This window comes from Candidatus Zixiibacteriota bacterium (assembly GCA_016933955.1).
In the GTDB taxonomy this organism is placed as follows: Bacteria; Zixibacteria; MSB-5A5; order GN15; family PGXB01; genus JAFGTT01.
The window spans coordinates 1-20,861 of the sequence record JAFGTT010000011.1; the positions used below are offsets into that span (position 1 = coordinate 1).

Below are 20,861 nucleotides of genomic sequence, written 5' to 3' on the forward strand. Positions count from 1 at the left end.
CGGACCAACGTTCTCCAGCTGAACATCCAGCAAAATCGACTCCCCGCAGTTCACCAAACCATCTCCATTACCCAAACCGTCATCGATGCTATGAGCATCATGAATCACAAATGGTCCATCGGGAGATATAATCTGAACGGTGGTAATATAGGGTACCCGATTCTGGGCGGTGATAACAAGGTCCATTTCACCAACCGTTCCAAACGGGGTGATTGGAATATCGGCCGAACCGGCATCATCAATATAAGCGGCACCGTGCAGAACGCCATTGAAAGTAATCCCGACGTATGAACCGGGATCAGCCTCGACATGAAAAGTCTCGGCGGAAAGCAAAACGGTGGCTTCATGAGAGATGTTGTTTTCCGATGGGATACCCAGGTATGTCGAAACCGAGGGGTCACCCATCAGGTGATAAATTTCCCAGTAATAGGTAACGCGCGAACCGCCCTCGCAGACAGCCAGGTTACCGGCAAAGACGACGGCATCGTTGGTCACATAATGGCGTTCGACCGGTTCGGAATGGTCGTGGAAGACACCATCATAAGCACCCTGGGTTGTCTGTTCATAAGTCGGACCGGAGCCGACAATAGGTCCATAACCGACACCCCAGAAATAGTCTTCATCCCAGTAAGTTGAATTCGAACCGCCAATATATCCGATACCACCCTTACCTTCGATCTGCAGGAACGCCTCGCCGAAACAGGGATCGGAATAATCGGTTCCAAAGGTATTGGACTGACAGCAATTGCCGATTCCCAGCAGATATTTATGATAGTTGGTGAGAGCGGCAAGGTGACTGGTTTCAAATGATGGAGTAGCATGCCCGTCATGACTGCAGTGAGCGGTATAATTATATAATCCTATACCATCGCTGACGGTCTGACGAATATCGGCCGCGGCGGTACCCCCGTTTGACGCCGGGTAGAGCCAGACATTGGGATCGATTCCGTGGGCGGTATTGAAGTAATAAGTGGTTCCGTAATTAATCTGACCATTGCCATAGGTGCTGGCGTAGGAGGCATCAACTCCCGAAACCAGGGTAACGAATTCCAGATAGCTGGGATCGGGCATTTCATAGCGTTCATATTCAATGGTTTTATCGATTTGAGGTTGCAGTTGCGTGGTATTCTGTGCGGAAAATCGACCATAGTATATTTCCGGAAGATTGTCATTGGTGAATTCACAGAGCCGCAGGTCGGTAATATGAGAGCCGGCCGAGCCTGAAAAGGGAGGAATCTGTTGAGCGTCACCGACCAGCAAAACGAATGATGGGGCCGGGTCCTCCGGCGGACTGGCGGCATTATAGACGCTCTGAATATAGCTTTTAATAGCGGTATTGGTGGTTCCGATCACATCGGTATAAGCCACCTGGACAATAAAGCCCTTCTTGGTTTTCCATTCAATAAACGGTTGCAACTGGTCCTCGAACATCCGGTGTGAAATAATGAGGTATTTAACCGGGTATTTGACCAGATTCAGCGAATCGCCGCGGATGCCTTCATCGAACCCGGAGTAATTTGAGATCAGGTTGTAAATCGGTTCAAAGAAGGGGCTGTAATATTTGTCCCGCATTTCACGGGTTTTATCCCAGTCCGAATTATTAAAAGTAACCTGAACCGTGATATTTTTATAAACCCGGAGGCGATTTTCAACCGGATTGTATTCCATCGGGGAGATGGCGACCGTTCCCAGATTCAGATCTCGCAGAACACCTGAAATTTCGGTCCGAACCAGTTCCTGACGATAGAAGTCGTTGGTACGATAAACCGTCTGATCCCACTCGAATGGCATCGCCTCGGGATCATCCGACTTCGAAAGGGAGGGTTGAGCGGGCATAACCGGCTGGGTTATATTCATGTCAGCCAGGGAAATATCCTCGACTTCGAAATCAATCACGGTAGCGGTTAGATCACTACCGAAAGGTATGGCGATCAGTTTCTTTGATTGTGGAAGATTCGGACGGCCGACATCATAGGTTCGGGCCAATCCATCGGCCGTAATCATAGTAAAATCGCCGGCCTTGGTGTGAACGGGAATAAATTCTATTTGCCCCACATCCAATTTTACCGTAATGCCGTTCTGATCCTGATTCAGAACTTTCATTCCGGCCGGGGCTTCACTCAGCTGAATCGATTGATAGGCAGAGGCAGTTCCGAAAACGCCAGTGCAGAATAAAAGGATCAGCCATGTTCCAATTGTCAATTTTTTCAAGGTAACCTCCGGTAGCAGTTTATTTAAATTTTTTATTTATCTCAGCGAAAACGGTATTTATAATCTTAGCCCTGTTCCCTGAATCGGAAACCTCGCGAAAATAATGATGTAAGCAATCAAACATTAAGGTATGAACTCTCATTAATGTGGTCGTCGAGGCAGTAGTAACCTTAATTTACTGAATTATAACATATTAAATACAACTGTCAAGATCAAAAAACGGCCTGTTCAGGGGAATTCAAGCCCAAGGCATTGTTGAGGTTGCGGCAACAAAAAAGGATAGATATGAAGTCTATCCTTTTTATAATGAAATAAATATTAATTTTTGGGTGCGACTCAACACTCCGGGGCGGGACCGCCATTGTAAAGATATTTTATCAGATAGGTGACATCGAGAATATTGATAAAACCGGAATTGTCAACATCTCCCGCCGCCTCAGGAATCGGAGCCGGCCCACCCAGATAAAGGTAGCTAATCAGGTAGGTGGCATCAAGAATGTTGATCAGGCCGTTATTGTTGACATCACCGCATAAAAAGCCAATAATGGTCACTGCCCCCGGAATCAATTCCACCAGATTAGTATCGAGATGAGGGTAATAAGACGTGTCATAGACACATGAGTCGCCGGTTGTCCCGGGCGCCGGTTGCCATTCCAAACAGATTGTGTCATCAGGAGGTTCCATCCACGCGACACATTCATAACAATTGGTATCGACAATGGTATCGATACTCGTACCGAGGGAATGGCCATAAAGGTCTGAAAAGCTTATCGACTGCAGGGGATTAATGATTATATCTGCCGTACTGTCAGTAATAAATTCAGGAATATCATAAGTATCCGCAAAAAACTTAATAAGAGGGATATCGCCATTTTGAGGCGCCATGAACGCGGTATTAACAGGCGGTTTCAGATCGTTGAGCAAGGCCGTAACCTTCACATCATGACCGGATTCGCCCCGGGATACGGCCGCTACAATATCCCATCCGGACAGCAATGTCCCCGCCGTGTCGAAGTTGACATGAACGACCGAGTCGGTTTCGGAAACCTGTTGCCAGTAATGCTGAAATTCAAAGATATCGGACCGGTCGACAACCATCCAGAATTCCAATCCGGCGATGGTATCGGCATAATTCGCCAGATAGACCGGGATTTCTATACCGGTTTGTTCCGACCAGGTAGCAACACTGTCGACCCGGATGACAATCTCGGGCTCCTGGGCCAAAGCCGGGATTGCAAAAAGCAAAAATAATGCAATCAGGAACAGTCGTCCGGATTGTGAACTAAGGGATTTGAGGGTGGGGCGCATAGTTTCCTCCATTTCAGAATTTGGGGTTGTTTAAAGGCAATCCCTTAGCAAATTCTTCAAATTACTTCCTTAATGAGAAAATTGCGATAATCCAAATTCAAAAAAGTAAGTAAGCTCCTGCAATCAGGGAACATATAATAATTATACCATTTTAATCACAATTGTCAAGATTAAAAGGCCCATTCCATCGATGTTCGAATCCTGTCTATCGTCAGTCACCACATATATTCTGATGATCCTGACAGGAACAAAAAGAGCAATAAGGCGGAATACTGTAAATATATGAAAGAATACAGGTTGCGTCAAGAATATTCAACTGGCAACTGCAATTAACATCGGCCTGATCGGGCAATGGCGGCGACGATGCGCCTCGATAAAGGTAATTTATCATGTATGTGACATCGAGAATATTGATGACCCCGTCATCATTGGCGTCGCCCATAAACTGGCAGGAGGTCCTCGGGGGGAAAATGATCTCGCCGTCTAACATATAGACCATTGATGTATCGAGATGGTGGTTGATATATTTGGGGCCGATCACGGTTGTGTCGGCAGGCGGTTCAGGGACTTCTTCCCAATCATTGCAAACGGTATCGCCGCCGGGAGTGACCTCCCATTCAAGGCAGTTGTAGTAGGATGTGTCCAGAATGGTATCGTAAGCCAGGCCGATCGACTTGCCGTTGGGATCGGAAAAATTGAAATATTGATACTCCTTGATAATTTCAATTGTAGCAATCTGGGGAACAGATAACAGCGAATCAGTACTTATATCGGTGACGATTTTTACCAGAGGAATTTCCCCTACCTGGGGATAGGCTATTCCAGAAACATAAGGAGGGTGGGTGGCATTGGCAATGGCGGTAATCTGTATTCCGGTGGTTCCATAGGAGCTTTTGTAAATAACCTGCCATCCGGAAACAAGGGTGCCGGTGGTATCCAGGACACCATTGGCCAGGTCAAGCAGATCGGGTCGATCGTTGTCAAGAGTCAAAAGAAAACCGGCAATAGTATCGGCGTAATTACTCATGCTGACCGGTATGATAACCTGATCCTGACCAATGCTGACCGAGGTGTCATTGACCCGAACGACCAGATCGGGAAACTGGGCCCGGGCCGGATCGGGAATCAGGATGAAAATACAGCAAATTATTAAAAAGAAAAAACATATCCCAAGGGATCCCAAACAGAGGCGCATAAACTCCTCCAGAATATTCTTACTAATTGACTCCGGTAAATCCCTTAGCGATAAGACAATATATTAACGTAACCTCTTGAAGTAAAAAATCACCATAGCTGGTTTCTACAAAGTTCAAATATTAAGATAAGAAAATTATACGTTTTGTCAAGATATTTATAGCCGGGATTTCCGGGGCGGAGCCCCGGATTCACCCGGCCATAAGTTATTGATGCTGAAGCTATTTTACCTTCTAATAAGCCTATTACCTGGGATCTTCTCCGCAATTGTCATACCAGTCTTCGCAGGTGCAGTCGGATGGCCAGATATCCCGATAAACGGTGTATATAATGGCCGTAATATCCCTGATATTTAACAGACAATCGCAGTTGAAATCGGCCTCGGCAAAACATGGCGGCCGCGTGCCGCTCTTATACAGATAGGCCACCAGATAGGTAATGTCCAGAATATTGAAAGAGCCATTTCCGTTGACATCACCCTTGAACTGGCAACAGCGCCAGATACAGGGATTATCCTGGCAGTTCAGGTCCGCTTCCCATGAGTTCATATCCGGCAAAGCCTGACATTCCTCAATAGTAAGCATGTCACATGACAGATCTTCCTGCGTTCCATAACAGCATCGTCCGACTTGCCCCTGAGCCGGGCAGGCCATAACACAGATGGCGGCAAGAATCAAGGCGGGTGAGGTGAAAGCAAACAGCCTTTTCATAAATCCTCCCTTCATTTCATCCTCTAAATCGAGGATTCTCTCTTCCAAAATCAGTCTATTCTTTCCATAGACCGTTGACTATTACTACTGAAACTTTATTTCCTTTCAAAATCCATCACCAGGGATCATCGCCGCATTTGTCAACCCATTGCTCACAGGTGCAAAATTCACATGTCCCTGTATAAAGTCTTCCGATCATACACGTTATGTCCAGGATATTGATGGAGCAACTGCAATTGACATCGGCATGAGCCGGGCACGGCGGTGCTGGACCCTCCTTATACAGATAGTTGAGTAGATATGTTATATCGAGAATGTTATAGATTCCGTTGTTATTGATATCCCCCATCATTACGCAGCATGAGGTTTCTCCTTCCGGCCATTCGAAAATGGGTGCCGGGGCATTGGCGATCCAGTTTCTGGCTTCATCGATACTCTGCTGTAAGCCGGCCAGGCCGCCATCATATTCGGTGGCCAGGATTTTGACAAAAACCAGCGTATCCCCGACCTTGAGATTGAATTTCCCATAAACGGCGACCGTGAACAAATCCTGATACATCGAATCCGGCATGCCCGGGTTGACAGCCTCCCAGGTTTCCCATGAAGTCCCCATACTGGCGATCTTGCGGTAAAAGGCGCCGGGGACAATACCGCCGGTCGGGGCAAACCACTCCAGCTGGCGATGGGTCCACCAGGGGCCGGCCGGATTCTGAAGGCTGTCGGAAGTGACACGGAAGGGGATTTTATAGCCATTGTAGAAAGCCAGTCCGCCCATCCGCGCGTCGGCCGGAACACAATCATTATTGGCGGTAGCATCGGGACCGTATTCGGCACCATACTGGTACATAAGATCGCGGCTTTCATCACCGCCAACTGCATCATATCCCGAACCATTGTCGATTATGGAGTCGGAAGGGATATCGAAATCGATAATATCCCCGATATAAACACCGTTCAGGGTGTGATCGGTATTATTATAAACCTCGTGGCGCAAAACCAGGAAATCACAGCTATCGGGCGATTTCGGGGCGTAATATTCAATCCTCATAGCCACGGCCGAATCATAGGTAATAAATCTTCCGGTTTGAACATAACGGAATTCCGGGAAGCTGGTTGAATCGACTGTAATGGCTGTTTGAGGATAGAAACCCTTGGGAGACCCCCAATAACCGTCACGCATGTCATAGTTTATTATGGTATCGCCGGATTCGTTTATTCTCAGAACGAAAGGACTGCCGGTGTAAACATAAATAAGGGCATTATCGTCGCTTCCTTCATTGTTGTCGGTAGTATCGCAGTCATCGAAGAAATTCAGATGTTTGCCGCCATATCCACTAAATGGGCTGTAACCGTCGTTGCCGAAATTCCCGGAATTATCGAGAATTAGGGCCTTACATTCGGTTCGGATTTCGGTGAATTCCGGGAATGGCAGATCATCGACTACAATCAGATCGACCTTAACTGTGTCTGTAACGCCTTCGCCCATATCATAGTTGATTAAAATATAGCCCTCGACATTCCAGGTTCCTGATGAAATGACACCGTCATAGTTCAAGTAAACGTCCAGATCATAGTAATTTGGAGTCGTTCCCGAAATAATTATGGGCCCGTGATTGCCGACTTCAAGCCACCCGGCCGGACCGCTCAGGATTTCTGTATCTATTGATGACATGACCAGATCCGAACTGCCGAAGTTCTCTATATGCAATGTAGTATCAAGTTGTACTCCGGGCGATGTCCAGGTCGGAAAGCCGATATCGGCAATGTCGGGGGGCGGGGGTGGTTCGGTTGATGGGTCCACGCAGGGGACCCGGAACCATTTGACCGGATTGAGCGTCCAGACCCCGGCATCCCGCAGGCACGATCCGGGATGTTTGTCGTTAATATACAGGACATCAAGAAACTGATTCCCGCTGTAACTTCCCGATGGATCAACGACCGGGACGCCGGTAAAATCACCATCTGTGACGGTCATACCATAACGGGAAATAGACGGCCACATATCGGACTCACATTCGATTGATCCCGATTCACTGCAATTTGGAGAATAGGAATTGGAAAGATTCCGGGCAACATCCCAGTTTAAACCTCCATTGTCTGAAACGCACAGGTAGACTTCGCCATCGGCCGTTCCATCCCAGTCACCGGAGGTGAAATAATCCTGGTGGCAGTCATCATCAATACCGCTCTGGTAATCATTGAACTGGACGAAAATGGTATAGAATTTCCCGGCACACTCGGAGATCATCGGTTTAACCATATACATATTGTTGAATTCGCCGCCGGTGCAGGTTTGTTCGCCTTCAGCCCAGCCGGCATCCTTGATGGTTCTGACCAGATTATAATTCTCGCCCCAGTGGAAAAGCCTTCCACCATAGTAGTTTTCCCAGTCACCCAGCGAATATCCGTTGGGAACAGCCTTGCGGGCGTTCCAGACGATATGGAGGTAATCATCGGTATCGATCAGGGCGGATATATCGTTACTGGCCAGGTAGCCTCCGACCGATGAATCATAACCGCTGATATTATGTTTGGCTCCCCATGATGCGCCCATGTCATTGGATATCATGTAGTAGACATCATTGGTATGCAGGCTGCTTCCAAGCGAGGGGTCATCCATATCTCGCGTTTGTGATTCCGCACTTCCCGGAATTTCAGGCGGCGGTGCCAGCCAGATCAGGGCGGCTTTGCCGGAGGTACGTGACGATGTCACAGTGTTAGAATAGGATCGGGTGGTATCGATCACGACTGCCGGATAATCCCAGGTGTAGTTTGAATCGGTTGGCCCTCCGAGACGCCGGAAGTAATGAATGAATGCCGAAGCGCCATCCAGGCGGTTCATCCGTGCAAAAATATGGGTGACGATATCGCCTTCAAGGACCTGGTACTCGATTGAAGGCCAGAGAAAAGCGGCGTGATCATAAGGAGCATAAAGTTCCGATGGCACATTTGACCCGGTAATAATATCGGGAACCGGTGTACGGTATGGCGAAAAATAACATGAGTAGGCAAAGGCTTCATAATGAATTGTTGGCCGCAGTTCATATTCGTCATAGCTGTCATCCGATTCAAGGTAATTTGTGGCGATTACGACCTTTCCGGTTTTAGTCACATCAAGATACCCGTAACCCGAAAGAGTTACGGGACTGGAGATATTGCACCCTCCCATACTGCCCTGGAAAGAAAGGGCGGCCAAATCGGCATCCCATATTTCATACTTCGTTGAGGTTGGTTGATATATATTAATAATCGGTTCGGGAATTGATGTCCAGGTCATGCGGACTATCTGATCATTGCGCCAATCGATCTGCCGGCCCATTCGCCCCATACTCTGTTCATCATAATAGGTTTGCCCGATTATATATCCGGGAGACTCATGGCGAATGGCATCGGTTGAGACTTGAATGTCGGCGCTGGATTTTACCGATGTCTTTTTATGCCGGCCCGACGCCCACGCCACTGATAAGGCTATTGTCAATACCAGGAATAATATCGAAATATTCCTTAACATAGCTCCCTCTCTAATTTCCCTCACGTTAAGTGTTTAAAATTCAAATACTTCCATTATTTATAGCAATAGCAAGGGTTAATGAGGCTTGTGGGGATTTTATAAAAACATATTGCACTTTGGATTACCAAAGCCGACAGCGAATTGTCGCCTGCCTTATAATTGTAAAATAAGATCAAATAGTGTTTTGGTCAAGTATTTTCTTTATAACTTATGAATTTTTAATAACTTATATGAGCTTATGACTATTTTTCATATTTTGGCCCCCGATGAGTATTTAGTACTTGAAATAAGCGTATGTTCATATAAAATAATCAGTTACCGATTAATATGGTTGACAGTGGAGAATAATGAGTTATATTTATTTACCATATAAAAATGAGAATTATTTGCCCGCGAGGTTGTACCTTTTGAGAATCTTTTTTGGGACTGCGGATGCTTATCGTGAATTTTCTCGCACGTACAGGATTTCTTTTTTCCGGACCGGAGACATTTAAATCCGCCTTATTTATAATGAGAATAATTTTAATTGAAATATGAGGATGGCTGTCAGATGAGAAGTTTTAAAGGAGTGAATGGTCTTATTATTCTGGTTTTGGCCATGATTTCGGCGGCAACGGCCCTGGCCCAGTTGTCGAGCAAGGATATCGAACAATTGGAGATTCGGGCCAGACAGGAAAACTGGACGTTTTCGGTCGGGGAGAATCCGGCCACACAATATCCTCTGGAGCAGTTATGCGGTTTGAAAATTCCTGATAATCCGCAGGACGAGTCCCTCTTCGGCAATATCAAAGCCGATCGCGATCTACCTGCGGCTTTCGACTGGCGCGATTCCACCGGGTGTCCTCCGGTCAAGAATCAGGGCGGATGCGGCAGTTGCTGGGCCTTCGGTACGGTTGGCGCCCTGGAATGCAATATTCTTATCAAAGATGGTCTGACGGTTGATCTCTCGGAACAGTGGCTAGTCAGCTGCAACCAGGATGGTTATGACTGTGAGGGCGGCTGGTGGGCTCATGATTACCACCAATGGAAAACTGATCCCTGCGGCGGTTTCGGAGCCGTGATGGAAGAAGATTTCCCTTATACCGCCACCAACGGGACCTGTAATTGTCCCTATGATCATTATTACACGATTGATTCCTGGGGGTATATCGGAAATTCCTACAGCATCCCGTCGGTTTCGGCAATGAAGCAGGCCATTCTCGATTACGGGCCGATTTCAGTAGCCGTCTATGCCAACAGCGCTATGCAGGCCTATACGGGCGGAATATTCAATGGATGCGCCTCGGGTACGGTCAATCACGGGGTGGTTCTGGTGGGCTGGGATGACAGCCAGGGAACCAGCGGCGTCTGGATTATGCGCAATTCCTGGGGAACCGGCTGGGGCGAAGAGGGTGGATACATGCGGATGGAATATGGCTGTTCCAGCATCGGTTACGGAGCCAGCTATGTTGTCTATACCGGATATGGCGCCCTGGCCTTCGATTATCCGGATGGTATTCCCGAATCCGTTACTCCCGGCCAGGCCGAAACATTCAGTGTTGTTGTTTCCGGCATATCGACCGGTCAGCCGGTTTCGGGGACCGGGCAGTTGCATTATTCGATCAACGGCGATCCGATCCAGACGGTGGCCATGGATGAGATTTCGCCCAACAATTATGAGGCAGTTTTGCCGGTTTTGTCATGCTATGACAGGATAGAATTTTATGTTAGTGCCGAGGAAATGACATCCGGCGTGTTTTATGATCCGGATCCCAGTTTGCCCCATATGGCGGCGGCCGCGACGGAAGTCATCAGTGTTTTTACGGATAATTTCGAAACCGACAAAGGCTGGACGGTTACCGGGGATGCCGCGGACGGGCAATGGAACCGGGGTATTCCGGCCGGAGGAGGGGAACGCGGTGATCCCCCGACCGATTATGACGGTTCGGGGCAGTGTTATCTGACGGATAACGAGTACGGAAATTCCGATGTCGATGACGGCACCACCAACCTGATCTCGCCGGTCTTTGCGGTCCCGGCGGGTGATGCGCTGGTCCATTATGCCCGTTGGTACTCCAACGATTTCGGGGCTGATCCTAATAATGATGAGATGAATGTATATATCTCCAACGATGGCGGAGTGAACTGGACGCTGGTTGAGACAATCGGCCCGGTAGAACAGGCCTACGGCGGCTGGTACAAATATAGTTTCTGGATTTCGGACCTGATTACCCCGACGACAACAATGAAATTAAAATTCGAGGCCTCGGATTTGAACAGCGGTTCGGTGGTCGAGGCCGGCGTTGATGATATCGTTATCAAGGTCTTTGTGTGCGACAGCAATCAACCGATCATTATGACCGACAGTTTACCGAACTGGACGGCCGGAATGCCTTATTCTCAGCAACTCGAGGCTACCAGTGGAACCGGCCAGTACACCTGGAGCGATAAGTACAATAATCTGGCGGGAACGGGGTTGAGTCTGTCGGATTCCGGTTTGATTTCGGGGACCCCGACGGTTTCGGGATTACATGTCTTTACGGCCGTGGTAACCGATGAAGCAAGCGCTTTCGACGAAAAAATATTGAGTATCCAGGTCAATGCCGCTCTGCAAATTACGACCGACATCCTGCCCGACTGGACGGCCGGAGTGACGTACAATAAAACTCTGCAGGTAAGCGGTGGCACATCCCCCCTGAGCTGGAGCGATAAAAGCAACGATCTTACCGGAAGCGGTTTCACTCTTTCGACTGCCGGTGTCCTCAGCGGAATGCCGGTGGCGGCCGGGACAGTGTCGTTTACAGCGGCCGTCAGCGATCAGATCGGGGCGGTCGATGAACAATTACTGTCATTTGCCGTCAATGAATCGCTGGAGATAACCACAGTTTCTCTTCCGGACTGGACGGCCGGTGTCTTTTTTACGCAGATGCTTCAGGCGACCGGAGGAACAGCCCCACTAACCTGGTCGGATAAAAATTCCAGCCTGGCCGGAACGGGACTGACTCTGACCGCCGCGGGACGTCTCTCGGGGACATCGTCTATAGCCAGGCAGATTATCTTCACCGCGCAGTTGGCTGACGGAGTGGGTGATATTGAGGAAGTGCCCTTTATTTTTATTATAAATCCGGCGGTCAGTATTTTGAGTGAAAACCTGTTGCCGGCCACGGCCGGATTTGATTATGATTTCCCGCTGGTAATAACCGGGGGAACAGGTGAAGTGATTGTGACCGATTTGAATGGTGATCTGGAGGGAACCGGATTGGAAATTGCGTCCGATGGATTGATCAGCGGGACTCCGCTCTCATCGGGTCAGGCAACCTTCACGGTTCACGCTGTCGATTCGATCGGTTCCTCGGATGAGGAAATCTTCACCCTGACAATAAACGCGCCGGTAACAATCGCAACCGAATCACTTCCGGATGGATTACAGGGCGAGGCATATTCGGTTCAGATTGAGGCGGGCGGTGGGACCGATCCATTGACCTGGACCGATAAAAACGGTGATCTGGAAGAAACCGGTCTGATTTTATCGGAAGAGGGGTTACTTGAAGGAACGCCCACGATTTCCGGGGAAATCGAATGCACGATTCTGGTTGAGGATATTTACGGCAGTCAGGATGAAAAAGGCTATACCATCAATATCGCTGCTCCCTTCATTTGCGGTGACGCCAATGATGACGAGAGTATCAATGTTCTCGATGCTACCTATTTAATCAAGTATTTGTACAGCGAGGGGGCGGCTCCCAATCCGGCGGAATCGGCCGATGTCAACAGTAGCGGGGCGATCAATATTCTCGATGTGACTTACCTGTTGAATTATTTGTATACAAGCGGCGGGGCGCCTTATTGTCCGTAGGCGACTTATATTTTTCCTGGCAGTACGGGGATGGCATTATGGCCGTCCCCTGTTTGATGAATGTATAAAGGGACAGGTTGGTACACCTGTCCCTTTTGTAACACCCAACTTACTTTTCAGCAAGATGGTCCTGTAGTTTCTGGGTCTTGGTAATAAGGTTCATAAGATCGACGATTTCCACCGATTGGTTTTCCTCGAAAATCCCCTGAACCATCTGATAAACCGTTTCAAGTTTGGAATCTCTGGCCCAGTATGATTTGCCAAGAATCTCAGCGAACTCAGCGGCCGCTGCGGCCAGTCTGAAGTTGGCCGATTGTTGTTCGAATTCCTTTAAGAACAGGGCCCGGTCAATCTTGCGGCTGACTTCGTGGACAATTTCAGCATCCGGCTCCTTATAGCGGATAAAAACCGTCCCCAATGGAAGACGCGATTTCTGCGGGTTGAGTTTGATTTCATAGAGAGCGGTAACCTGGTGGCCGGATCCGATCTCACCCCCGTCTTCCTTGTCGTCGCGGAATTTGTCATCGGCAACATCACGATTCTCATAACCGATCAGGCGATAACTGCGGACCACAGCGGGGTCGAAATCAACCTGGATTTTAACATCGCGGGCGATTACCTGAAGAGTTCCGGTCAGGTTTTCCATGAAAATCCTCCGCGCTTCGGCGATATCATCGACATATGCATAATGACCGTTGCCTTTATCGCCCAGTTTCTCCATCAGAATATCATTAAAATTGCCCATTCCGAATCCGACCGTGGTCAGGGTGATGCCTTTGTCCGCGAAACGCTTGATCTGCTTCAGTATTTCATCGGGTCCGGTGGTTCCGACATTAGCGACGCCATCGGAGCAGAGGATGATACGGTTGATTTTTTCCGGCTCGAAGTATTTCTCGGCCATTTCATAGCCAAGATGGATTCCTTCCTCGGCATTGGTGGCCCCGTCGGTTTGCAGCCATTCGATTGCGGAGAGAATCTGGTTTTTATCATGAATGGAAGTCGGCTCGAGAACCACCCGGCCACTGGAGCCATAGACCACAATACCGACCCGGTCGCGCGATTCGAGATTATCGACCAGAATGCGAAGCGCCTTTTTGACCAGGCCCAACCGATCCTCGCGAGCCATGGAACCGGAAATATCGATAACAAAAACAAGATTGGCCGGTTTACGGTTTTCGGGATTTATTTCCCGTCCCTTGATCCCGATCCGCAGTAATTCGCAATTCTGACCGAAATACGATCCCGAACCATCGATATTGATACTGAATTGTTCTTCCCGGGGAGATTCATAATTGTATTTAAAATGATTAATGAATTCTTCGGTGCGAATGGCTTCATCGGGCGGCAACTCACCTCGTTCGAGATAAGAGCGGGTCATAATATACGAGGCATCATCGACGTCGATGGCAAATGTGGACAGGTGATCGTCTTCGGTATCGACAAAAGGATTGGTGCCGTAATCTTTGAAAAACATGGCGTCAAACGGCTCACCGTTGACAATGGCGGTTCCGCCGTGGGCCGGCCCGTAGCTCCCCCAGGGATTACAGGTTCTGCCTTTATCTGCCGGACAGGGAGCAATTGGAACCAATCCGCTGTAATTGGCTATATTGCCGACCGCGTTTTTCTTGGCTTCCGATTGACGTAAGAGCCAATCATTACTTGTGGTTATGATTTCTTCGAAACTCATTTGAGAATCGGGTAAAGCGGGCCGCTCGACTATATCACCATTGGCCGTCATTCTGATAACTCCGGCGGATTCATCGGCGGCTTTTTCCATCTTGAGACTGAGAGTGGTAACCAAACCGGCTGATACCCGGACACTATCGACCTGGATTGTATGGTACGATGATGATGTGAATCTAATAGTATAATATCCGGGTGCAACAAAATTAATAAGATACATTCCCCGGGAATCGGTAATAGTACGATCACCGGTTTCCATGATGGTCATGGTGACTCCCTGAATCGGGTTCCCGGTTTCATGGTCGGTGATAATACCCGTGATTTTGGCGGTCGGGCCGGCACTGATAATGATGGGCAGCAAAGCAATGACCGCCATCAAAGCCATTCCCGATACAATAATTCCGGTCTTCATAGAATACCTCCTGAAATTGAGCGGGTTGATTTCTGCTTCTGAAGAAAATACAGATACTGACCTGTTTTCTTCCCGGCCGGCCGGGTGAAATATGGAATAGTTGTTTTAAATAATTGCAACTCCTTGGAAAACAATAGGGTATATTAGGCAACCGATAGTCCATCAAAGGTGTCTTAGGATTGAACATGGATAGACAGCAGTTCTGGAAGCTTCTCGAGCCGATCCATCCTGCGGCGGAGGCCTTCTGCCGAAAGTTGACGGGAAACCGTGACGATGGCGATGATCTTTACCAGGAAGGATTGCTGGCGGCGATAGTGAAGATCGAGTCTTTGAAGGACCCGAACTCCTTCAGGCCCTGGCTTTATCGAATCCTCGTCAACCGTTTCAAAAACCGGTACCGGAGATCCTGGTGGAGTCGGAAGATTGACCGATCGGCAAACGGGAGCGCCACGAGCGGGATTTTCGATCCGAGAGGAGAGTATGATTCCAGGCGCTGGCTGGAACGAACCATGCGGGTGTTGTCGGCCGAAGACCGGGCTCTGATTCTGTTGTATGAGATCGAAGGCTGGAAAGTTGCGGAACTGGCATCCATGTTCGGCAAGCCGGAAGGGACCATCAAGGCTCGATTGTTTCGGGCCAGACGAAAGATGCGCGAGGTGGTTGAAAATTACCTGGCGCGGACGGAAACCGTAAACTCTGCAGGCGAGGCAATACATGGCAAAGAAAAATATGCGATGCCGGGAAGCGATTCGGCGGATTAATGAAAATGCCGGAGAGCTTGATCGGGTAACCGTCGAGCATATCAAACAATGCCCGTCATGCGCCCGCGCGGCGGAATCGGCCAGGCAATTACAAAGACTGCTCGAATCGGCCAAAACCAAAGACACCGGACCGATGACGGACTTCTCGCAAATGCGAAGTAAAATCGAGGAGATGTCATCGTCGCCTAAAAAGGAGACTATCATGTCAGCTATGAAGAATCAATTGATGACTCGTCCAAAATTACTGGCCGGGTTGGGCCTGGCCCTGGGAGTGTTTTTATTTATTACTCTGGTACCTTTTTCCTATACCACCACGGTCGGTTATCAGATTACGCTCGCCGATGTGCCATCGACGGCTGTTGAGCCGGGACGGATCGGTGAGGCCCTGGCGGCGCTGGGTTATGGCGAAGCCAATGTCAATCTGAATGAAGGAGAGTGCCTGATTTCCAATCTGCCGGATAAAAAGGCGGCGCGCGAAGCGGCCATTGCTTTCACCGCTTTAACCGGGATGAGCACAGAGCCGGTTATCGAACCTATGATCGCCAGAGTCTCCGGTTCGATCTATGCCCAGGTGATGAATAACTTCAGGGTCGAAGTTGATACTCAGGGTAAGACCGATCAGGAAATCGCCGCCGAAATCAGACAGAAGCTGGCGGCGGGGGGGATGATTGATCCGAACGTATCGGTAACGACCACCGGCGACCAGATGCTAATTTCTGTATCATCGAATCAGACTATCGGTGACCGGCAAACGGAAGAGAAAATGGAACTGCAATTTGATCTGAATGGATCGGATAAAGTTACTTTTGATACACCCGAAGGGCCCCCAGCGGTTGAAGTCGATACCGAAGGTAAAACCGCCGATGAAATTAAAGCCGAGATTGAAGCCAGACTGGCGGCCGAAGGCAAGGATAATGCCCAGGTCGAGGTAATCACTCTTCCCGATGGACGATATGAAATCAAGGTGACCATGGAAGATCTAAAATGACCTGTATCATTCACAGGATTTAAATGCCGGCGGGTTATCCAGCCCGCCGGTTTTATTTTGCTTTCAATTTCCCATCTTTTATATTGAAATAAAGGGGGGGATTGGATTCTATCATCACTACAGGGTACCTATGAAGAATAATGGTGATATGGTAAGGAAGAGTGATAGAAAAACAGTGTTAGGTTTATACCTTGGGCCGATTCTGGCTCTGATTATTCTGATTTTTTTTGATCTCGATCCGCAGAACCCGGCCGTTGAGCGAACCGCGGCGGTGGCTATTTTGATGGCGGTCTGGTGGATAACCGAGGCCGTTCCGCTGGCGGTAACCGCCCTGATTCCTCTGGTGCTGTTTCCGATTCTTGGTATAATGTCGGGATCGGCAATTGCCCCGACTTATATCAACGACACCATTTTTCTTTTCATCGGGGGATTCATGGTTGCTCTGACCATGCAGAAATGGAATCTGCATCGCCGGATCGCGCTTAAAATCATCCTGTTGATTGGGGTCAGCCATGGAAGGATTATTCTCGGTTTCATGGTGGCCACGGCTTTTCTGTCGATGTGGATATCGAATACGGCTACGGCCATGATGATGATACCGATTGCCATTGCGGTAGTCGATAAACTGGAGGAAAATCAGGGAGAAGCCAAAATCAGGCGATTTGCGGTCGGATTGATGATTGGAATCGCCTATGCCGCTTCGATCGGTGGAATCGGCACCCTGATCGGAACCCCGCCCAACCTGGCTTTTGTGCGAATTTTGAAAATAACCTTTCCCGGGGCACCGGATATCGGTTTCACCCAGTGGATTATGTTCGGGTTCCCCTTTGCCTCGGTTTTTCTTTTGATAGCCTGGCGGCTTTTAATATGGCTTTTTGTTCCGAAGGGAACAGCACCCCAGATTAACAAAGATATTTTTAGAGACGAATACCGCAGACTGGGTTCGATGAATTTCGAAGAGCGGGCGGTCCTGATAGCTTTTCTGATTCTGGCCCTGGCCTGGATTTTTCGGAGTGATATTCCAATCGGCGGTTTTGTTATTCCCGGATGGACCAGGATTATGCCGGAAAAGTCATTTATCAGTGACGGGACGGTGGCGATGGCGGTGGCCCTGTCGCTTTTTCTTATTCCTTCCCGATCGGAGAATAAAGGGCGTTTATTGGACTGGGCCACGGCCGTAAAGATTCCGTGGGGAATTGTTCTGCTATTCGGCGGCGGTTTTGCATTGGCGGCCGGATTCAAGGAATCGGGGCTTTCAGTCTGGCTCGGGGGACATCTGAGCGGTTTCAGTCATTTCCCGGCCTGGATGATTGTGGCGGCGGTTTGCCTGATGATGACTTTTCTGACGGAATTGACTTCAAACACGGCCACCACCCAGATGGTTTTGCCAATTCTGGCCTCGCTGGCAGTAGCCATACGAGTCAATCCGCTGCTGTTGATGATTCCGGCGACATTATCAGCTTCCTGCGCCTTTATGCTTCCGGTGGCCACCCCACCCAATGCCATTGTCTTCGGATCGGGGCGGGTGACGGTCAGACAGATGGCTCAATCGGGGATAATTCTAAATATTATCGGGGTAATATTGGTTACCGGGTTCGTATTTTTGCTCGGCCGGTTCGTTTTTGGCTTTGTCCCGGACGCTCTGCCAATCTGGGCGGAAGGTTAAATTTGTTGTTGCGCAATTATAATTTGAGTTTTATTATAAAAGAGTGTTTTAAAGCCAAATTTGATTATAGCAACTAGGAATTAAGGCAACTTTGGCAAATAAATCCAATATCATGAATAATCAAACAAGTCTCTATGTTAATTTTCGGCCTTAAAATCGGACAATAAGTAATATATCTTTAACCAAGGGGGTTTTATGATCTCTCTCAAAGCGCAGTACGGACTAAAGGCAATCGTGGCTCTGGCGGCCTATCACGGCAAGGGCCCGCTTCAGGCAAAGGAAATAGCCGCTGGGCAAAACGTTCCGGTCCGATATCTGGAACTTCTTCTTTCTCAATTACGGCGAGCCCGGCTGGTCGAGGCCACCCGCGGCAAGAAAGGCGGGTATTATCTGTCAAAGAAGCCCAACACCATAACCGTATATGACATAGTGGCCGCCTTTGAGGGCAGTATCCTGTTTACCGAACAGGGACGGGGCGGGGTCGATTCTTTGTCCTTCGTTTGGAAGGATGCCGAGAAAATGACCGTGAAATATTTCCGTTCGATCAAAATTTCCGACCTGGTGCCGAAATTGACGGGCGGCAAGGAAATGTATCATATCTAAAAGCCGTCCTGATGAGGATCATCAATGGCTCGAATAGCCCTGGATATCACCGAACTGATCGGACGAACACCTCTGATCCGGCTGAGTCGTATTACGGCCGGCCGGCCGGGAATCGTGATCGTCAAGATGGAATCGTTCAATCCGCTTTCTTCGGTCAAAGACAGGATTGCCATGGCAATGATCAGGGATGCCGAAAAACGGGGCCTGTTGAATGCCGATACTCATCTGGTTGAACCGACTTCCGGGAATACCGGAATTGCGCTGGCCTATATTGCGGCCGCCCGGGGCTACAAATTGACCCTGACGATGCCCGACACCATGTCGGTGGAACGGCGAAACCTGCTCAAGGCTCTGGGAGCCACCCTGATTTTGACACCCGGAGCCGAGGGAATGCCGGGGGCCATTAAAAAGGCCGAGGAGCTTCTGGCAAAAACGCCCGATTCTTATATGCTTCAGCAATTCAAAAACCCCGCCAATCCAATGATTCATTATACCACGACCGGACCGGAAATCTGGAATGATACCGAAGGCAAAATCGATATTCTGGTTTCGGCCGTCGGGACCGGGGGGACGATTACCGGAACCGGGCGGTATCTGAAGGAAAAGAATCCTGCAATTCGGGTAATAGCCGTTGAGCCGGCGGCGTCACCGGTTTTGTCCGGGGGGCAGAAGGGGCCTCATCCCATCCAGGGAATAGGGGCCGGATTTAAACCCGATGTCCTCGATCTAAGTGTGGTCGATGAGATAATAACCGTAACCAATGAAGAAGCCGTTGGAACCACCCGCCGGATGGCCCGACAGGAGGGCATCCTGATGGGTATATCGGCCGGCGCCAATGTGGCTATTGCTTTGAAACTGGCCTCGGATAGGAAAAACAAAGACAAGATAATTGTGACCTTTGTCTGTGATACCGGGGAGCGGTATCTTTCGACACCGACATATACGGAGATTTAAAAACACTTGCATACTTGAAAGGGACACGGAGAGTAAGAAAAAAGGCAAGAAACTCATTTCCGGAGTATTTGCCTGACGAACAAAACCGCCGGGGAAAATCGCAGGATTTTTCCGGGCGGTTTTTTATTGTTCCCGAGGATTATGATAATATATTGGGCGGATGAATAAAGGGTATCGGTTTGGTTTATCTACGACGGTGGATTATACTGTCGATATCTTTACACAACTGGAGATTATTGCCGGGGCCAATCTGGATTTTATTTCTCTTGGCGGCAATCTTGGACATGGTCGATTCCATGACCGATATGGCTTTCAGGAAGTCAGGAAGACGGCCGACCGGCTGGGATTGTCCATAGAGTCAGCCCATGCACCGTTCGGGCTCGAAGATGATATAGCGGCATCCGATGAAACTACCCGGAAACGTTCCTGCGAGCGTTTTCTCGATTTTGCCCGGACCGCCGCCGGATACGGAATTCCCCTGGTAATTTTGCATCCTCATTATTATTTGACAGGTACCAGGGGAAATAGTCTGGAGAGGGCATCACTTTCACTGGAGAAAATCCTGGCATCATTGCCGGATAATCTTGCTGTAGCCATTGAGAATTTACCGCGCGAGGATGGCTCCTGGATCTGTGCCCGACTGCTGGACCGGTTCGACCGATCCCGGCTTGGTTTCTGCTATGACAGCTCCCATGAAAACTTCAGCGGGCCGCCTTTTCATCTTCTGGAGAAATATTATGACCGAATGATAACCTGTCATCTGTCCGACAATCATGGCCGATCCGATGAACATCTTATTCCCGGCGATGGAATAATCGACTGGGAGCGGTTGAGTCAGTATTTCGAGAAGGTCCCGAATTTAAAGAGTATTCTGTTCGAAGTTGGAACCGGGGAAAAACTGGTTGAGCCGGTGGAAAAATTTATCATGCGTGCGGCCCAAATGGCCAGAAAGATTTTTAACTGACGAGCGGGGTTATTACAGACATGAGAGAATTACAGGAACAAATTGAAGGCGGTATCATATC

Annotated in this window: 13 protein-coding genes; 7 read left to right on the top strand and 6 right to left on the bottom strand. The window is 48.9% G+C overall.

What is annotated here, in order from left to right:
• The 5 genes from JXQ28_03360 to JXQ28_03380 form a co-directional block, all read right to left on the bottom strand.
• Positions 1–2,211: hypothetical protein (locus JXQ28_03360; protein MBN2276767.1), on the bottom strand; the 2,211-nt coding region annotated here is incomplete at its 3' end.
• 336 nt (positions 2,212–2,547) lie between these two features.
• Positions 2,548–3,519, bottom strand: a complete 972-nt coding sequence (locus tag JXQ28_03365) for a dockerin type I repeat-containing protein (protein ID MBN2276768.1) — start codon at positions 3,517–3,519, stop codon at positions 2,548–2,550.
• A gap of 211 nt (positions 3,520–3,730) precedes the next feature.
• Complete coding sequence (locus tag JXQ28_03370; protein ID MBN2276769.1) at positions 3,731–4,714, bottom strand: dockerin type I repeat-containing protein; 984 nt, start codon at positions 4,712–4,714, stop codon at positions 3,731–3,733.
• A 244-nt stretch (positions 4,715–4,958) separates the two neighbouring features.
• Complete coding sequence (locus JXQ28_03375; protein ID MBN2276770.1) at positions 4,959–5,423, bottom strand: hypothetical protein; 465 nt, start codon at positions 5,421–5,423, stop codon at positions 4,959–4,961.
• A 115-nt stretch (positions 5,424–5,538) separates the two neighbouring features.
• Positions 5,539–8,934 (bottom strand): hypothetical protein, encoded by a 3,396-nt coding sequence (locus JXQ28_03380; GenBank protein MBN2276771.1) that lies wholly within the window; start codon positions 8,932–8,934, stop codon positions 5,539–5,541.
• A gap of 550 nt (positions 8,935–9,484) precedes the next feature.
• Here JXQ28_03380 and JXQ28_03385 point away from each other — a divergent pair.
• The gene (locus JXQ28_03385; GenBank protein ID MBN2276772.1) at positions 9,485–12,769 is read left to right on the top strand and encodes a choice-of-anchor J domain-containing protein; all 3,285 of its coding nucleotides are present in this window, start codon (positions 9,485–9,487) and stop codon (positions 12,767–12,769) included.
• A gap of 109 nt (positions 12,770–12,878) precedes the next feature.
• Here the strand turns inward: JXQ28_03385 and JXQ28_03390 are convergent, their stop codons facing one another.
• Complete coding sequence (locus tag JXQ28_03390) at positions 12,879–14,864, bottom strand: von Willebrand factor type A domain-containing protein (GenBank protein MBN2276773.1); 1,986 nt, start codon at positions 14,862–14,864, stop codon at positions 12,879–12,881.
• Between the two features lie 185 nt (positions 14,865–15,049).
• Here JXQ28_03390 and JXQ28_03395 point away from each other — a divergent pair, with 185 nt between their 5' ends.
• From JXQ28_03395 to JXQ28_03420, 6 genes are all read left to right on the top strand, one after another.
• On the top strand, positions 15,050–15,625 hold the full coding sequence (locus JXQ28_03395) for an RNA polymerase sigma factor (GenBank protein MBN2276774.1): 576 nt from the start codon (positions 15,050–15,052) through the stop codon (positions 15,623–15,625).
• Positions 15,579–16,613: a hypothetical protein gene (locus tag JXQ28_03400; protein MBN2276775.1), complete on the top strand. Its 1,035-nt coding sequence runs from the start codon at positions 15,579–15,581 to the stop codon at positions 16,611–16,613. The genes JXQ28_03395 and JXQ28_03400 overlap by 47 nt, the downstream gene beginning before the upstream one ends.
• 148 nt (positions 16,614–16,761) lie before the next feature.
• Complete coding sequence (locus JXQ28_03405) at positions 16,762–18,279, top strand: SLC13/DASS family transporter (GenBank protein MBN2276776.1); 1,518 nt, start codon at positions 16,762–16,764, stop codon at positions 18,277–18,279.
• A 195-nt stretch (positions 18,280–18,474) separates the two neighbouring features.
• Positions 18,475–18,882 carry an Rrf2 family transcriptional regulator gene (locus JXQ28_03410; protein ID MBN2276777.1) on the top strand — a complete coding sequence of 136 codons (408 nt, stop codon included), beginning with the start codon at positions 18,475–18,477 and terminating at the stop codon, positions 18,880–18,882.
• 24 nt (positions 18,883–18,906) lie between these two features.
• Positions 18,907–19,836: a cysteine synthase A gene (gene cysK / locus JXQ28_03415; GenBank protein ID MBN2276778.1), complete on the top strand. Its 930-nt coding sequence runs from the start codon at positions 18,907–18,909 to the stop codon at positions 19,834–19,836.
• A 160-nt stretch (positions 19,837–19,996) separates the two neighbouring features.
• A complete protein-coding gene (locus JXQ28_03420) occupies positions 19,997–20,800 on the top strand; it encodes a sugar phosphate isomerase/epimerase (protein ID MBN2276779.1) in 804 nt (267 codons plus the stop codon).
• The last annotated feature ends 61 nt before the right edge of the window (positions 20,801–20,861 follow it).

What these genes read in the sequence shown, in the direction of transcription:
- JXQ28_03365 (MBN2276768.1), bottom strand. Translation starts at nt 3,519, where the DNA reads ATGCGCCCCACCCTCAAATCCCTTAGTTCACAATCCGGACGACTGTTC.
- JXQ28_03370 (MBN2276769.1), bottom strand. Translation starts at nt 4,714, where the DNA reads ATGCGCCTCTGTTTGGGATCCCTTGGGATATGTTTTTTCTTTTTAATA.
- JXQ28_03375 (MBN2276770.1), bottom strand. Translation starts at nt 5,423, where the DNA reads ATGAAAAGGCTGTTTGCTTTCACCTCACCCGCCTTGATTCTTGCCGCC.
- JXQ28_03380 (MBN2276771.1), bottom strand. Translation starts at nt 8,934, where the DNA reads ATGTTAAGGAATATTTCGATATTATTCCTGGTATTGACAATAGCCTTA.
- JXQ28_03385 (MBN2276772.1), top strand. Translation starts at nt 9,485, where the DNA reads ATGAGAAGTTTTAAAGGAGTGAATGGTCTTATTATTCTGGTTTTGGCC.
- JXQ28_03390 (MBN2276773.1), bottom strand. Translation starts at nt 14,864, where the DNA reads ATGAAGACCGGAATTATTGTATCGGGAATGGCTTTGATGGCGGTCATT.
- JXQ28_03395 (MBN2276774.1), top strand. Translation starts at nt 15,050, where the DNA reads ATGGATAGACAGCAGTTCTGGAAGCTTCTCGAGCCGATCCATCCTGCG.
- JXQ28_03400 (MBN2276775.1), top strand. Translation starts at nt 15,579, where the DNA reads ATGGCAAAGAAAAATATGCGATGCCGGGAAGCGATTCGGCGGATTAAT.
- JXQ28_03405 (MBN2276776.1), top strand. Translation starts at nt 16,762, where the DNA reads ATGGTAAGGAAGAGTGATAGAAAAACAGTGTTAGGTTTATACCTTGGG.
- JXQ28_03410 (MBN2276777.1), top strand. Translation starts at nt 18,475, where the DNA reads ATGATCTCTCTCAAAGCGCAGTACGGACTAAAGGCAATCGTGGCTCTG.
- cysK (MBN2276778.1), top strand. Translation starts at nt 18,907, where the DNA reads ATGGCTCGAATAGCCCTGGATATCACCGAACTGATCGGACGAACACCT.
- JXQ28_03420 (MBN2276779.1), top strand. Translation starts at nt 19,997, where the DNA reads ATGAATAAAGGGTATCGGTTTGGTTTATCTACGACGGTGGATTATACT.